The 13,440-nt window shown below is 44.8% G+C and carries 9 protein-coding genes and 1 tRNA gene; 5 read left to right on the top strand and 5 right to left on the bottom strand.

Translation table 11 applies throughout. The features are described from left to right. Window positions 1-249 precede the first annotated feature (249 nt). The 5 genes from pcnB to A359_RS01170 all read left to right on the top strand — a co-directional run bounded on the left by pcnB (window position 250) and on the right by A359_RS01170 (window position 6,084). A complete protein-coding gene (gene pcnB, locus A359_RS01190) occupies window positions 250-1,584 on the top strand; it encodes a polynucleotide adenylyltransferase PcnB (protein ID WP_160142738.1) in 1,335 nt (444 codons plus the stop codon). Between the two features lie 58 nt (window positions 1,585-1,642). Further along, window positions 1,643-2,128 carry a 2-amino-4-hydroxy-6-hydroxymethyldihydropteridine diphosphokinase gene (gene folK / locus A359_RS01185; RefSeq protein WP_044104695.1) on the top strand — a complete coding sequence of 162 codons (486 nt, stop codon included), beginning with the start codon at window positions 1,643-1,645 and terminating at the stop codon, window positions 2,126-2,128. A 253-nt stretch (window positions 2,129-2,381) separates the two neighbouring features. Then, window positions 2,382-3,173 carry a 3-methyl-2-oxobutanoate hydroxymethyltransferase gene (panB, locus tag A359_RS01180; protein ID WP_014887983.1) on the top strand — a complete coding sequence of 264 codons (792 nt, stop codon included), beginning with the start codon at window positions 2,382-2,384 and terminating at the stop codon, window positions 3,171-3,173. A gap of 11 nt (window positions 3,174-3,184) precedes the next feature. Further along, the gene (gene panC / locus A359_RS01175) at window positions 3,185-4,048 is read left to right on the top strand and encodes a pantoate--beta-alanine ligase (RefSeq protein WP_014887982.1); all 864 of its coding nucleotides are present in this window, start codon (window positions 3,185-3,187) and stop codon (window positions 4,046-4,048) included. 1,951 nt (window positions 4,049-5,999) lie between these two features. Then, window positions 6,000-6,084 (top strand) — tRNA-Ser (locus tag A359_RS01170). Window positions 6,085-6,613: 529 nt separating this feature from the next. Here A359_RS01170 and lipA read toward each other — a convergent pair. From lipA to mrdA, 5 genes are all read right to left on the bottom strand, one after another. Then, window positions 6,614-7,579, bottom strand: a complete 966-nt coding sequence (gene lipA, locus A359_RS01165) for a lipoyl synthase (protein WP_014887981.1) — start codon at window positions 7,577-7,579, stop codon at window positions 6,614-6,616. Between the two features lie 177 nt (window positions 7,580-7,756). Beyond that, a complete protein-coding gene (gene lipB / locus A359_RS01160; RefSeq protein WP_014887980.1) occupies window positions 7,757-8,416 on the bottom strand; it encodes a lipoyl(octanoyl) transferase LipB in 660 nt (219 codons plus the stop codon). A gap of 14 nt (window positions 8,417-8,430) precedes the next feature. After that, entirely contained in the window at window positions 8,431-8,694 is a 264-nt protein-coding gene (ybeD, locus tag A359_RS01155) for a DUF493 family protein YbeD (protein ID WP_014887979.1), read from the bottom strand. Between the two features lie 1,437 nt (window positions 8,695-10,131). Then, a complete protein-coding gene (gene mrdB, locus A359_RS01150) occupies window positions 10,132-11,241 on the bottom strand; it encodes a peptidoglycan glycosyltransferase MrdB (protein WP_014887978.1) in 1,110 nt (369 codons plus the stop codon). Between the two features lie 6 nt (window positions 11,242-11,247). Beyond that, the gene (gene mrdA, locus A359_RS01145) at window positions 11,248-13,155 is read right to left on the bottom strand and encodes a peptidoglycan DD-transpeptidase MrdA (protein WP_044104692.1); all 1,908 of its coding nucleotides are present in this window, start codon (window positions 13,153-13,155) and stop codon (window positions 11,248-11,250) included. Between the last annotated feature and the right edge of the window lie 285 nt (window positions 13,156-13,440).

Below are 13,440 nucleotides of genomic sequence, written 5' to 3'. Positions count from 1 at the left end.
ATGCCGGCTCTTCTGATAGCTTGCTAGGGAAAATGGTACTACTGTTACACTAGTAGCCACCAACGTGGCGCGCTATTATGTCTTGAGTGCATGTTAAATTAATTACTGTACAACTAGCTACTTAACGCTGTTTCAGAATCGATCGGTCCTGAAAGGGCTGGTCACTTCCTCAGCACTTAAGCTTGACGAGGTGAGCTATCGTTTGTTGCTTTGTTGCGTTGTTTTTATTTATTACCATTGAGGTGTAATATTTTTACCCGAGCATCTAACGTTTTTCGCAAGGTACGAAATCCTGAACGCGCCGAACCGGCGCCAAAGGCTCAACGCCTATTGACGATCATTCCGAGAAACCAGCACTCCATCTCTCGTAAAGAGATTAGTGCAAATGCTTTAAAGGTACTATACCGCTTGAATAAAGCGGGATACGAAGCCTATTTAGTCGGCGGTGGCGTACGCGATCTACTGCTGGGTAAAAAGCCTAAAGACTTTGATATTACTACCAATGCCACCCCAGAACAGATGCGTAAACTTTTTCGTAACTGTCGCCTGGTTGGCAGGCGATTTCGCCTCGCGCACGTTATGTTCGGGTCTGAAATTATCGAAGTCGCTACGTTTCGTGGTCATCATCAGGTTCTTGAGGCCAAGGGAGAATCGGTGGTTGCCGCTCTTACCGACCATAACGGTATGTTGCTGCGTGATAATATTTTCGGATCCATTGAAGAAGACGCCGAGCGCCGAGACTTCTCTGTGAATAGCTTGTATTACAGCTTGGCTGATTTTACTTTGCGCGATTATACTGGCGGACTCAAAGATTTAAGGGAAGGCACCCTTCGGCTTATTGGCGATCCGGAGACCCGTTACCGAGAGGATCCGGTCCGAATGTTGCGCGCAGTGCGCTTCGCAGCTAAGCTGAAGATGAGCATCAGTCATGAAACCGCGGAACCGATCCCGCGGCTTGCTGCTTTGTTACGCGATATTCCCCCAGCGCGGCTACTTGAAAAAGCACTCAAGCTGTTACAGGCCGGCTACGGTCAAGCTAGCTATCGTCTGCTGAGAGAATACCAGCTTGTCCAGCCGCTTTTCCCGTTGATCAGCCGTAATTTCACTGAGCACGGTAAAAGTTATATGGAGCATATGGTGACCCGTGTACTAGCTAATACAGATCAATGCTTTCACAATAATATGCAAATCAATCCGGCTTTATTATTTGCCGCCATGCTTTGGTATCCTTTGTTAGAGCATGCACGGAAACTTACTCAGGGTAGCGGCCTATCTTATTTTAATGCTTTCGCGGTAGCGATGAGCGATGTTCTCGACGAACAATGCCGTACTCTAGCGATACCCAAACGATTAACCGTACTAATGCGGGATATTTGGCAACTACAGCTGAGGCTATCACGTCGCCAGGGAAAGCACCCTCATAAGCTAACTGAAGATTCTACATTCCAGGCGGCCTATGATTTGCTTATGCTTCGGGCTGAAGTAGAAAATAACGCTGAATTACAGCGGCTGAGCCAATGGTGGGGAGAGGTTCAATTAAGTGCGAACCGCCGCGGGGAAAAATATGCTGACTACGTTTGCTGATGACCAGTTAGTTCTTACTCGTTCGCGCTGCCGGGCGGCCCAATCAGGACAGTGCCTCATAGAGCGTGTCTGGCTGGGGATAGGAAGCAATCTTTCTAGGCCGGTTCAGCAGGTAAGCGCTGCTCTCGAGGCGCTCGACAGCCTGCCGAAAACACGTCTTGTTGACGTTTCCTCTTACTACCGCAGTCGCCCTCTCGGCCCGAAGGATCAGCCCGATTTCTTGAACGCCGTCGTAGCATTAGACACCACCCTCACACCTGACACACTACTAAGTTACACTCAGGCCATTGAATTATGTCAGGGACGTGCCCGGAAAACGTCTCGTTTCGGACCTCGCACACTGGATCTGGATATTTTGCTCTTTGGCGATCGTATTATCGGTACACCCCGTTTAACTGTACCGCATTACGATATGCATAATCGTGAATTCATGCTGTATCCCCTTTTTGAGAGTGAGCCGGAGCTGCTATTACCCGGCGGTGTTGCGTTAACCGAACGATTGCGTCAGGTGCCGCGTAACGGCCTTCGATATTGGGAGAAGTAGTAGCGGTTTGTAAGGTGGCGGGGTAACTAAAATGACAATACTCTGATGCTTCCCTAAGGCATCTCGTGCTTATAGCCTACAGCCCCGCAGAGCCCATTTTCCAGGGCCACTGTATAAGCAAGCGAAGGTCTTATTCACAGACATAAATTTTATGTTCGATAAATGGCTATCTCCCTGGTAACACTTCTATTAAAATGAGCACTATTCATTCAGCTAATAGCAGGTGCCCCCTGCGGTACAGAGGTTGTATACTATGACCACCATTGCTCATTTACGCAACTGGAAGCAACAACAGCGAAAATTTGCTTCAATGACTGCCTACGATGCCGCATTTTCCCGCCTGTTCGCTGAACAGGGCGTCGAGATCATGCTTGTGGGCGATTCATTGGGCATGACAATGCAGGGTCATGTCTCTACGCTGCCAGTTACTGTAGCAGATATCGTTTATCACACACACTGTGTGCGCCGCGGCGCTCCCTCATGCTTTCTGCTTGCGGATCTACCTTTTATGAGCTATGCGACATCGTTTCAAGCTTATGAGAATGCAGCAGCGTTAATGCGTGCGGGTGCTAACATGGTAAAACTGGAGGGAGGCGCATGGCTGACGGACATTGTTAGCAGTCTAACCGAGCGGGCGGTACCTGTTTGCGGACACCTTGGCTTGACACCGCAATCGGTAAATATTTTTGGCGGCTATAAAGTTCAAGGTCGAGATCCTGCAGGTGCGGAGCAACTACTAGCCGATGCGCTTTCGCTGGAGCAGGCTGGTGCACAGCTACTGGTACTTGAGTGCGTGCTGGTAGGACTGGCGGAGCGAGTCACGCAGGCATTGACCATTCCGGTTATTGGAATAGGCTCTGGCCCTGTGACCGATGGACAGATCTTGGTCATGCAGGATGCTCTTGGGATCACCGGCGATAGCGCACCCTCTTTCTCCAGTAATTTTCTCTCGGCGGGTGGGGATATTGCTACTGCTGTGCGTCGCTATGTGCAAGAGGTTGAATCTGGACATTTTCCCGCCGCAGAACACAGCTTTTACTCATAAAGGACACTCGCATGCTGATGATTAAATGGCCCATGATTCTGCGTCAAACAATTCAACAATGGCGTCAAGACCATAAACGCATTGCTCTCATCCCGACCATGGGCAATTTGCATGAAGGACACATGAGGCTTATTAACGCTGCTCGTGCTAGCAAAAATGACAAGGTAGTGGTTAGCGTTTTCGTCAATCCCATGCAGTTTGATCGAGACGAAGACTTAGCAGCCTATCCACGGACGCTACGGGAAGACTGTGAAAAATTGACTTGTTGCGGTGTAGATATGGTCTTTGTCCCGCCGACCTCTGCGATGTATCCTGAAGGTTTTTCTGGTCATACCTTCTTAGAGGTACCGCGCTTCGCTAATATTCTAGAGGGCGAAAGTCGGCCAGGCCATTTTCGCGGTGTGGCTACTATTGTTAGCAAACTATTTAATGTAGTCCAGCCGGACCTGGCCTGCTTTGGTGAAAAAGACTTTCAACAGTTAGCTCTTATTCGTCAATTCGTAAGAGACATGAACTATGATATTGAAATTATTGGTGTACCAACGGTTCGTGATGCCGATGGACTCGCATGTAGTTCGCGTAATAAATATCTAAATCCTGCAGAGCGTCACCTAGCACCGCTGCTTTACCAGGTGCTCATGCAATTAGTTGAGCAGTTAAGAGCCGGGGAAAGGCATACGGATCATCTATTAGCGACCGCGGCTGCGCAATTGCTGCAGCGCGGTATCAGGCCCGATATGCTGGCAATCCGAGATACAGAAACATTGCAGCCATTAAAAATAGACAGCCGAAAGGCTGTGGTATTATTCAGCGCCTGGCTCGGTAATGTGCGACTAATCGATAATGCGCAAGTCGACCTTATTGCATCAAAGTAATTAGGATTAAGATTATAAAGAGAGGATTGATATTCTTACTATAACAATATACGGCGCTTTATCTATGTGCTGTGACACGGAACGCGCCGTACACATTGGTTTTATGAGGGGCGCTATGACGTCAGCGTTAGCGATTTTCTAATGATTTTTTCCAGAGGGGATACACTTAGAGAATGAATTAAAAGGCTTTCGCAGCCACCCGGAAGTGCTTTGATGTTAAAGAACATTATTAAGCAAAAGCGCATGCGCTAGCAGAATGCTTTTATGTGATACGGGTGGTGGTGTCCAGTATTTCTAATAGGTGGATTAGGTAACGCGCACCTTGACGCTTTCCGCGTTCTCACTTGATTGCGAATTATGGTTATCTAAATTTATAAAATACCCCGAGGTTTTTGACAAAGAAAGATGACCGCTTCTGGGAGCGGTCATCTAATTTTTTTTGAGGTATGATTGAGGGTACTTAGATGATCCTTGATCAATCGCGTGATTCTGCTCAATCATATGGAATGGTGAATAGAATGTTTAAGTGTATCCTAAATATAGGTAGCTAGTATCTCTCCCTGTGTTTCCAGGGAGTCTACGACTCAGATGAGGGGGCGTCTTCGGAATCAGGGGCGCTTTTTTTGTGATCAGGAGCACCAGATGATTTTTACCATCTTGATGTATTGAATAAGATAATATGTTCAGTATTTACTAAATCAGCTTCATCTATTTATTGGGACATCATATGGTTTTGATTAAAAATCAAAAGTTTATATCTATCAAATTGTTCTCAATAAAAACTCTCAAATAGCATTGTTCGCTGCTAGTGCTGAATGAGATAGAGATTTATTTACTCGATTTTTAAATTTCTAGAACAGCTACAAATCTGAAAGAGTATTTTTTTTACAGCGTGCGAGCCAACATAGTATATCTCAAAATTAAAACAGATAGCACATGCTGCCATATGTTTATTGAAGAAAGATCGAAACGCTCTGAGATGAGCCCCTAGTGTAGAGATATATATAGTGTGGCACATATCCTATCCCGTAGTTGATGGCGAGATTTATGAAACTATCTATCTATTAATCGATTTCACTGCTACAATGAAGATGCGCAAACTTTGTCTGATTTTACAAAGAAGATAATACAGCTAGGGGGTAGATAACGTTTTTACAATATATATTACTGTTCCAGACTACTCTTCCTGTTGGAAATGAAGAGGGAAGTGAAGTCTATCTAAGTTTATCTAAGTTTTTGAAAAATCACGCTGGTCAGCGTAACAACGTGGCTATTAATCAGCATTTAAGTTGTTGTAATGATCTTTAGAGAAAAACGGTAGCAGAGCAATCGATGCTACCAGATATCTGAAAGCTTATGAAAAAATTTTAGCGTCATTTCTTGAGTCTACGTGACTATAAGATAGCGCTAGTAATGGTCAAGGTGCACTTTATTCAATGATGGAATGAGTGAAACGTCACCGTACATTAAATGTATTTACTGAGATTCATAAACTTTTCGTTGCGCTGAGTAAAAATCGTCCTGAAATTTGGCAGAAACTTGATAAATTGAACAATGTAGTCACTCTGAGCCCGTTACGCCTTTATTGCCAGGCTAAAAAGTGCCTCTGATAACTCTATCTAACCAGATCCGAGTGCATCATGTTCTTCAAGATCAGTTTTATCTGTGCATGTAGCTAATCGCTGACGCATGTATTTACTCTATTAGAGTGAGTGGCGCCTTTCTTGCGCGCCTCGTCCTAAGTAGCAAGCAAGAATCAGGAGTTTTAACTTTGTTTTTCATAGAGCGTCATGTATTAAAATTAACACTATGCGATGAGACAAGGAGCGTTTTAATGTTTGATGTTTGAAATTATCTGCTCTTTAGTGTAAAGCGAAGTGATGTTTACCGTTCACAATAGCGAAACGTGGGGTTTACAACCGGTATAATTTTGTTTGTCTTTATGTTCTTTGGAGGTGTGGCTGAGTGGTTGAAGGCACCGGTCTTGAAAACCGGCGAAGGGTAACCTTTCGTGAGTTCGAATCTCACCTCCTCCGATATTATGGTCAATAATTTACATTATATTATCAAAGCAGTGAAAGCTTTATGTTGTTATAAAGTCTGTGTATTAACTTCCCTACAAGATCTGAGTCTTATTTATGATTTAGTTATCATCACTTCTGAGCATATTGTGATGATAACTAAGTGGTTAAGCACATATGATGACTGCAGAAACACTGCTTATAGCACCGCATTGGTAAACATCTTTAATTATCTTCCTTAAATAGCATTATGACAACAATGATAGGCCTTCTACGCTTTCTAAATTTTAGTAATCTTATGCTCCTCAGCCTGAAAAAGCTCGAGTATCTGTGCTGCTACTGCTGCCTAAGCAAGTAAACAGAGAAATTAATGAGTAGCACAGCGCCCCTCATCTCCTGATAGTCATTTTCGCTATGCTGGTATTTTTGACATGACATTACCTGACCTTTCAGGCTGTTTCAGAAACAGCTCTTGAAACTGCTGTTATGTACACAAGCTAAATACTGAAAATCATTCCACTTTCTGGGAGCTCATCTCCGCCACTTATTTAACTTCGATACCTTTAACTTGCAACTCTGCATAATATGATGAGCGCACGAAGGGCCCAGATGCAACATGGGTAAATCCAATCGACAGCGCTTCTTGCTTCATCTCGAGAAATTCCCGCGGGCTGACATAGCGTTTAACCGGTAAATGATAGCGACTAGGTTGAAGATATTGGCCTAGCGTTAGCATCGTCACACCATGACGATGTATATCTCGCATTACTTCAATAATTTCAGAGTTGGTTTCACCTAGTCCGACCATCAGACCGGATTTAGTTGGTAGATGCGGGTTGGCGGTCTTGAAATTTTCAAGCAACTTAAGCGAATGGTGATAGTTGGCGCCTGGGCGGACCTGGCGATATAGACGTGGCACATTTTCAAGATTGTGATTAAAAACATCAGGCGGCGCGGTAGTTATTATCTCCAGCGCGCGGGTCATACAGCCACGGAAGTCCGGCGCTAAGGTTTCAATATGAATAAGAGGATTTTTATTCCGAATTGCACTAATGCAATTGGCAAAATGCTGGGCACCTCCGTCACGCAAATCATCGCGATCAACGGACGTCACCACGACATAGCGCAGTCCCATATCGACTATGGTTTGCGCTAGTTTTTCTGGCTCACTGGTATCTGGGGGCAACGGGCGCCCGTGTGCTACATCACAGAACGGGCAACGCCGGGTGCAGATTACTCCCAAGATCATAAAAGTGGCGGTGCCACGGTTAAAGCATTCTGTTAAGTTTGGGCAAGAGGCTTCTTCGCAGACCGAATGAAGATTGTTTTTACGCATGACGGACTTGAGTTGATGAATACGACTCAAGTCCGAGGGTAGTTTAATTTTCATCCAGGTTGGTTTGCGCAAGATTTCCTGATGCTCGAATGCGATGGTTGTGATGGGAATTAAAGCCATTTTTTCAGCATCAAGGTATTTTATACCACGCTTTATCTGTATCGGTTTATTCATAGATGCTAGAGCTCCAAGCCAGAATGCGATAGACTAAAGATTGCGTTATCCGCCTGTTACGTAAACATCACACGATTATCAGGGTTAGTATAACTTTTTCTTTAAAAATAGTGAACGAAGAAGATGTCCTGATGAGTTCAATACTGCGCGAATAGTAGCTTTTATACTTTCATAGGCTCACGTATCGTACTGCGTGGGATCCCAGTCCTGTATTGAGCTGCTACGGGCATTCAAAAGGTGAAGAAATTGTGCGAGCAGCACTGGTGCTACATCATCAATACCGTTACCGGGGGCTAGATCACTCACCTGAGTCATTCGCAAGCCGGGATAGCCACAGGGGTTGATGCGAAGAAAAGGCGATAGATCCATATCCACGTTTAACGCGAGCCCATGGAAGGAATAGTGCTTTCGGATACGTAAAGCGAGCGAACATATTTTATCAGCGCTGACGTAGACACCACGTGCTTGGGCGATGGTGTGGGCGGAAATAGAAAAGTGCGCGAGGGTGGATATAACTGTGCTCTCGAGCTGCGTAATCAGGCCTCGAGCTTCCAACTGGAAGCGCCGTAGGTCCAACAGAATATACATCACCTGTTGTCCCGGGCCATGAAAGGTTACCTGCCCTCCACGATCGCTTTGTATGACCGGAATACTACCTGGCTGCAGTAAATGTTCGGCCTTACCAGCCAGTCCTTGGGTAAAAACCTGCGGATGTTGTACTAGCCATATCTCATCGGTACTGCTAGCCTTGCGATCATCTGTGAAGCGGCGCATGGCTCGCACCACTTTTTCATAAGGCTGTAAACCCAGTTGACGAATCACAAAACTCTCTAACATAATGAGCTCCGATCTTATAATACTATACGTACGATATCTATCTTCCCAAGCGCTGAGTACAGCCTCTCTACCTGTTCGATGTGTGTAGCTGTAATGGTAATAGAAAGGGAATGGTAATGACCTTTTCTGCTAGGTGTAATTTTCGGAGCATAATTGCCTGGGGCGTGCTGCTGTACTACTTGTACTACTTGAGAAACTAATTCTACCTGAGCCATACCTATGACTTTATAGGTAAAAAAACATGGAAATTCTAGCAATTCATGCAGTTTGGTTTTCAATAAAAACTCCTGCTAACTGTCATGGAGATGAATCTGTGACGGCGGGAAAAGTCAACCCTCTATACAGAAATGAACAAATATAATTCTGTAATTATAGAGACTAGGGTCCATCTCTGACAAGATGAGGTGAGGTTAAATTAATGTCCCAATATGCATTATTAAATGCATGATACAAAAAATGCTGTGAAAGTTAGCAGGGGCAGGATGTTAAATAGAGGATTATCGATTTAAGAAATTTGCATATCGATAGTGACGCTAATGTATTTAACAAATTTTCTCTAGTGGGAAAAGAATGTTAATGTTGATAGAATTGAGAGGTTTTTGGGAACGAGAGAAGAGCATTATGGCTTGCTATATGTTTCTTTAGTGCGACGCGTCTACTGTTCGTAGAAGGGCATGCGTCAAGTCGGCATATCAAAACTGCACATTGATCCCTGCATATATTACTGGAAGTTAAAGTGCGACTCTGACGCCGCCATGCAGTTTTTACTAGATAGCTCTAGATATTTACGGTGCATTTATGAACAATTTATTCTAACATTATAAGCAGATTGCTTAAAAATGAATTGAGTCAATTATCTGATAAAAATAAAATATTTTTTAAAACAGTTACTAGATACGATAGCTAACGTAATAAAGTAAATTAATTCCTATTTTTGGCAATATAGGCATCAAATCCTATCTTAAAAAGTAGCGCAACCTAATAAAAGATATGATTTTTTCTCTATCCGCGTGATCACAACGCGACAACCATACGGGACTAGATACACCTGCAGGATGTAGTTTCCTGTCCTAGTCAATCGGCTCTTCATGGCAGAGAAGTCAAAGCAGTATTTATATAATAAGCTTTATTTTTTCAGTAAAGTGCTGCGTTCCGTTTTTATGCTTTTTATCATAGATTTTTCGCATCTGCTATTTTGGCTGGTGAGTATTGTTGCAGGTGAATGTTTTTTCATAAGTACTGTACTCGTCAGTCACTGCGCAACGAGCACCTGATCGATCATTACCATATGTAGTCCAGGGTAGATATCAATTTTTTGGGGGCATGTAGAGCATGTACGGATTGAAAATAAGCATTTAAACCTTCGCGCGCTGACATAAGTATTCATTATCCCTGCGAATCTATCCTGCTTCCGGCTAGGTAATGAGCGACTGCTGCGCAGTTGTCATTAGCTACCTAAAGCACGACACCGCAGTTAGGCTTCGGTATCGGTACCTTCATCACCTGGTTTCAGGGAAAAACAATGATCTTTTCAATATAGCATGAGCGGTAACTCGTCCGAATTAGTTAATCAAACCACATCAGTCGTAGTTTTTTCCGACTGTTTAGCGGGGTCGCGCCGCACGTCACTATTCATTTCTATTAAGATTTGTAGGTTGGTGTGAGTTGTTTCAAATTATAGATTTTCTATAGCATAAGCATGACTGAACTTTACTTTATAAGTGCTTAGATAACATTTTTCGATGAGTATGGATCGACATGACTATACCAAACCCTGCCATTAAGACAATCAGAGCCGAGCCTCCATAGCTTACTAGCGGTAAAGGTATGCCAACTACTGGCAAGAGACCACTAACCATGCCGATATTCACGAACACATAAACGAATAAAATTAGCATTAAACCACCAGCCATGACTCGGCTAAAAGTATTCTGTGCCCGTGCTGCTATCACCAACCCACGGATAATGATGGCCAAGTAAAGGGCAAGAAGAATTAAAACGCCTATTAGCCCTAGCTCTTCCCCCAGCACTGCAAAAATAAAGTCTGTGTGGCGTTCAGGCAGGAAATCTAACTGAGACTGAGTACCATGTAGCCAGCCTTTTCCGGACAGGCCACCGGAGCCAATAGCGATTTTCGACTGAATGATATGGTATCCGGCGCCTAGGGGGTCGCTTTCAGGATTAAAGAGCATTATAATCCGTTCCCGCTGGTAATCATGCATCAAAAAGAACCACAGTATGGGGGTAAACGCCGATAGTAGAAAAGCCGCCACAGCGATCAGTGTCCAGCTCATCCCAGAAAGAAAGAGGACGAAAAAACCGGATGCTGTGATCAGAATAGCGGTACCTAGATCAGGCTGCATTGCCACTAATATCGCGGGAACAAAAATCATCACCAGTGCGATAGCGGTATTTTTCAGCGATGGTGGACAGATTTCGCGATTGATAAAGCGCGAAATCATCAACGGCACGGCTATTTTTGCGATTTCCGAAGGTTGAAAGCGGATAAAGCCCAGATCCAACCAACGCTGGGCGCCTTTACTGATTTGTCCAAAGATGTTTACTAAAACAAGTAGCAACACGCAGAAAATATAGAGATAGGGAGCCGAGGCCTCATAGACGCGTGGTGGTACCTGCGCCATCAATAGCATCACTATTAAACCGATAGCAATCTGGAAAATTTTACGTTTCATCATAACGACATCCTGGCCGCTAGCACCCCACACGACTACCGCGCTATAAATTAGTAGAAGGGTGACGAAACTCAAGAGAATGACGTCAATGTGCAGCTTGTTCCACCTGGAACTATGTTGATTCTCAGTCATGATCGATTAATTACTCTCACTTCCTGGTAGTACGGACGTAGCCTCTTCCAGTAAGTGTGTAGAGTTATCCTCCAGGAAAATATGATCTAATATTTGACGGGTAATGGTACCGACTGCCGGGCCGCTACCGCCGTTTTCTAAAATCACCACGACTCCTACTGTGGGCTTATCATAAGGTGCAAAAGCTGTCATCATCTTATGATCGCGTAGACGTTCGGCAATTTTTTGAGCATTATAGGTTTCATGTGCTTTTAGACTATAAACTTGGGCGGTGCCAGACTTTGCTGCCGCTTTGTAAGGTGCGCTGGCGAAACTCTTACTTGCCGTGCCGTTCGGACGGTTGGCTACTCCATACATACCGTCTTTCGCTATCTTCCAGTGAGAGGAGCGGGGATCACCAATTTGCTCATATGTCTGTTGACGATAGTAAACCTGGCGGCCATTTTCTCGCGTACAGTAGAGAAGATGTGGCACGCGCACCGCGCCGTCGTTAATCAGTGTCATTAATGCTTTTGACATTTGCACTGGCGTTGCAGTCCAGTAGCCTTGGCCGATACCAACGGAAATGGTATCGCCCTGGTACCAGGGTGTTTTGAAGCGCGATATTTTCCAGTCACGGGTTGGCATCACGCCTGTTCGCTCCTCACACAGATCAATGCCAGTATATTGACCGTAGCCAAATCTGGTCATCCATTCCGAAAGCCTGTCGATGCCCATGTTATAGGCAATCTGATAGAAGAAGGTATCTGCCGACTCCTCTAGAGCTCGAGTGACGTTCAACCAGCCGTGCCCCCATCGCTTCCAGTCGCGATAGCGTTTTTCCGAACCGGGCAATTGCCACCAGCCCGGATCAAACAGCGAGAAGTTTTTATTTATTATGCCAATGGCGAGAGCGGAGACAGAGATATAGGGTTTTACAGTGGAGGCAGGAGGGTAGGTGCCTTGAGTGGCTCGATTAATTAGCGGGCGGTTTTCGTCTTCGAGTAGCGCGCGGTAATTCTTTTTGGAAATGCCATCGACAAACAGATTCGGATCGTAGCTAGGGTGTGAGACGAGGGCACGAATTCCGCCGTCCCGGGGATCAGTTACGATCATCGCGGCTCGGCTTCCTGTTAGCAGTTTCTCGACATATTGCTGTAAGCGAAGGTCTAGTGTCAGGGTAATATCTTTTCCCGCCTGCGGCGGCTGCTGGTGAAGTTGTCGAATGACCCGGCCGTGATTATTAACCTCAACCTCTTCGTAACCAGCCTTCCCGTGTAACGTGCTTTCATAGTAGCGTTCGATACCTAATTTGCCAATATCTTGGGTGGCAGCATAGTTCTGTAACGTGCTATCTTTCTGTAGACGTTTCACGTCTCGGTCGTTAATTTTCGATACATAGCCGATAACATGGGTCAGCGCGGATCCGTAGGGATAGTAGCGACGCTCATAGCCCTTTATTGCGACGCCAGGGAAGCGATACTGATTGACGGCGAAACGTGCTTGCTGAACGTCGGTTAAGCCAACTTTTAGCGGAAGCGAGGTAAAGCGTCGGGATTGGTTGCACTTTTTTTTAAAATTGGCAATATCGTCATTTGTCAATTCTACTATTGCATGTAGGTCCTTGATGGTTTGGTCTAAATCCGATACTTTTCCCCGTACTAATTCTAGCTGATAAATAGTACGATTCAGCGCCAGCGGTGTACCATTTCGGTCGTAGATAATGCCTCGGCTGGGTGCAATGGGAAGCAGTTTGATGCGGTTTTCGTTGGACCGGGTGCGGTAAGACTCGCAGCAGACGATTTGTAAATGGTAAAGATTGAAGACTAGTATTTTAGTCAGCAGAAAAATTCCTACAACTGCTACTAGGGCGCGGCGCACGAAAAGTGCCGATTCAGCTGAATAGTCTCGGAAGGGGTTACGTTCTATTTTCATGCAGCGTAATTCTTTCACGTTAACTATCCGTACCGCTTACTTATCGGTGATAAAAGTGTTTTTTATTAAACAATAAAGAATCATGCTAGGCTATTATGACTATTAGTTATAATTCTGGTCATATCGAGGTGAATCATTGTGTTATGAAATCTTCCTGTACAATTAGAAGTTACAGAGACCAGTCGGCGTCGTGCGAGGCCCACACACTTGTGATTGACGTTGATCAACATCAGTTATCTAAATGTCCTTGTACAAATGAACATGCAATCCGTAATAGCCTATAGT

The sequence above is a fragment of the secondary endosymbiont of Ctenarytaina eucalypti genome (assembly GCF_000287335.1).
GTDB lineage: Bacteria > Pseudomonadota > Gammaproteobacteria > Enterobacterales > Enterobacteriaceae.
Note: the sequence above shows the minus strand (reverse complement) of the source record. Positions and strands in the feature narration are given on the sequence as shown.

Coding starts and splice junctions, on each gene's coding strand:
- panB (WP_014887983.1), top strand. CDS start 2,382: ATGACCACCATTGCTCATTTACGCAACTGGAAGCAACAACAGCGAAAA.
- panC (WP_014887982.1), top strand. CDS start 3,185: ATGCTGATGATTAAATGGCCCATGATTCTGCGTCAAACAATTCAACAA.
- lipA (WP_014887981.1), bottom strand. CDS start 7,579: ATGAATAAACCGATACAGATAAAGCGTGGTATAAAATACCTTGATGCT.
- lipB (WP_014887980.1), bottom strand. CDS start 8,416: ATGTTAGAGAGTTTTGTGATTCGTCAACTGGGTTTACAGCCTTATGAA.
- mrdB (WP_014887978.1), bottom strand. CDS start 11,241: ATGACTGAGAATCAACATAGTTCCAGGTGGAACAAGCTGCACATTGAC.
- mrdA (WP_044104692.1), bottom strand. CDS start 13,155: ATGAAAATAGAACGTAACCCCTTCCGAGACTATTCAGCTGAATCGGCA.